General features: G+C 73.8%; 2 protein-coding genes. Both read right to left on the bottom strand.

Going from position 1 to position 2,207, the window contains the following annotated elements:
• Positions 1–94: 94 nt before the first annotated feature.
• On the bottom strand, positions 95–1,588 hold the full coding sequence (locus CCN72_RS37260) for a DUF2252 domain-containing protein (protein WP_086812687.1): 1,494 nt from the start codon (positions 1,586–1,588) through the stop codon (positions 95–97).
• A gap of 172 nt (positions 1,589–1,760) precedes the next feature.
• The coding region (locus CCN72_RS37255; protein ID WP_244174681.1) for a MarR family winged helix-turn-helix transcriptional regulator at positions 1,761–2,207 on the bottom strand (447 nt) is incomplete at its 5' end.

Here is a 2,207-nt window from a genome sequence, read left to right as displayed (position 1 = left end):
CGCGCAGTTCCCCGCGCCCCTCAGGGGGCAGCAGTGCCCCCCCCAGAAGCCCGAGAAAGGCAAAAAACCCAAGAAGGCCAAGAAGCCTTCCCGCTCACACGCCCAGTTCCGCTGCTATGCGGCCCGTGCGTATCGCCGTGATCAGGGCGGCGTGGTCGGACTCCGTGATGTCGGCGTAGGCCAGGGCGAAGGCGGCGATGGCGTTGTCCAGGTCGTCGTTCTTGCCGCAGTAGCCGGCGATCAGGCGGGGGTCGGCGCTGTGGGAGTGGGCGCGGGCCAGGAGGGCGCCGGTCATGCGGGCGTAGTCGTCGACCTGGTCGGCGGCGAGGGCGGCGGGGTCGACGCTGCCCTTGCGGTTGCGGAACTGCCGTACCTGGAAAGGCCGGCCGTCGACCGTGGTCCAGCCCAGCAGGGTGTCGCTGACCACCTGCATCCGCTGCTGCCCGAGCACGACCCGGCGCCCCTCGTGCGCGACCGGCGGGTTCCCGAAGCCGGCGGCGGCCAGGTGCGGGAGCAGCGCGGAGGGGCGGGCCTCCTTCACCTGGAGGACCAGCGGGTGCTCGCGGTGGTCGAGGAGCAGGACCACGTACGAGCGGGTGCCGACGCTGCCGGTGCCGACCACGCGGAAGGCGACGTCGTGCACCGTGTGCCGGGCGAGCAGGGGGCGGCGGTCCTCGGACAGGGTCGTCAGGTACTCCTCCAGGGACGTGGCGACCGCGGCGGCCTCGCCGTCCGGTATCCGGCGCAGCACCGGCGAGGCGTCGACGAAGCGCCGCCCGCCGTCCGGGTGCGGCTCCGTCGACTTCGCCGCGAACCGGCCGCTGGTGTTGGCCCGCGCCTTCTCCGAGACCCGTTGCAGGGTGCCGAGCAGGTCATGGGCGTCGGCGTGGGAGACCAGTTCCTCGTCCGCGATGGCGTTCCACGCGTCCAGTGCCGGGAGCTTCGCCAGCAGCCGCATGGTGTGGCGGTAGGCGCCGGCCGCGTCCCGTGCCGCGGCACGGCAGGTGTCCTCGTCGGCACCGGCCTCGCGCCCGGCCAGCACCAGCGAGGTGGCGAGCCGCTTCAGATCCCACTCCCAGGGGCCGTGCACGGTCTCGTCGAAGTCGTTCAGGTCGATGACGAGACCGCCGCGGGCGTCGCCGTACAGCCCGAAGTTGGCGGCGTGCGCGTCCCCGCAGAGCTGCGCGCCCACCCCGGTGACGGGGGTGCGTGCCAGGTCGTACGCCATGAGTCCGGCGGAACCCCGCAGGAAGGCGAAGGGGGTGGCCGCCATCCGGCCCACGCGGATCGGGGTCAGTTCCGGTATCCGGCCGGCGTTGGACTCGACGACGGCGCTGACCGCGTCCGGGCGGGCGGCGTCCGGTGCGAAGACGGCGTGGTCACCGCGCGGCACGCTCGTGCGCAGCGCCTTGCCCTCCCCCTTGGGCGAACCCTGCCGGGGCCACTCGGCGAACCCGCGCACCCGCGGCAGCCTGCGCGCCCCGCCCTCAAGCCGTTCCCCCCGCTCCTCCTGCCGCGGCTCACTCACCACGCCCGCACCGCTCCCGGCCACAGCGACCGCCTCCCCCGTACGCATCGAGACGAACATCAACTCGGCACGACCGTACCGCCGCCGCCGGAATCCGTGTCAGCCCTGTGGACAACCCGGCGGCTGTGGAAAACCCGCTCGTCGGCCCACCCGTCCCGCTCGCCGACCGGCCCACCGCTCGCCGACCGACCCACCGCCGGTCACGGACAAGGCCGGTACCCCACCGGCCGGTTCACCGCTCCGGCGTGCCTTCCCCCGCCTCCGCACCCAAGTTCTCGGCCAGCTGGAACAACGCGGGCAGGGCGTTCCCGATGGCCTCGCGGGCGTCGTCGTCCAGGGCGCCGAGCGCGGCGTCGATGCGGCGTTCGTGTGCCGTGGTCCAGGCCACGAGCTTCTCGCGGCCCGCGTCGGTGAGGGTGACGACGGAGGCCCGGCGGTCGGCGGCGTCGACGTCCCGCGCGACCAGTCCCGCGCTGATCATCTGACCGATCAGCCCGCTGACCGTGCTCGGCGCCAGACGGCGACGCGCGGCGAGGTCGCTGATCCGGGCGGGAGAGTGCTCGCCGAGCACCTGGAGCAGCTCGACCTGCGCCATGGGGAGCGTCTCCCACGGATAGTCGGTGCGGATCGAGGAACGCAGCGCGCGGCGCAGCCGGGTGACGGCCTCGGTGAGCAGACG

The sequence above is a fragment of the Streptomyces murinus genome (assembly GCF_002154555.1).
In the GTDB taxonomy this organism is placed as follows: domain Bacteria; phylum Actinomycetota; class Actinomycetes; order Streptomycetales; family Streptomycetaceae; genus Streptomyces; species Streptomyces murinus.
Note: the sequence above shows the minus strand (reverse complement) of the source record. Positions and strands in the feature narration are given on the sequence as shown.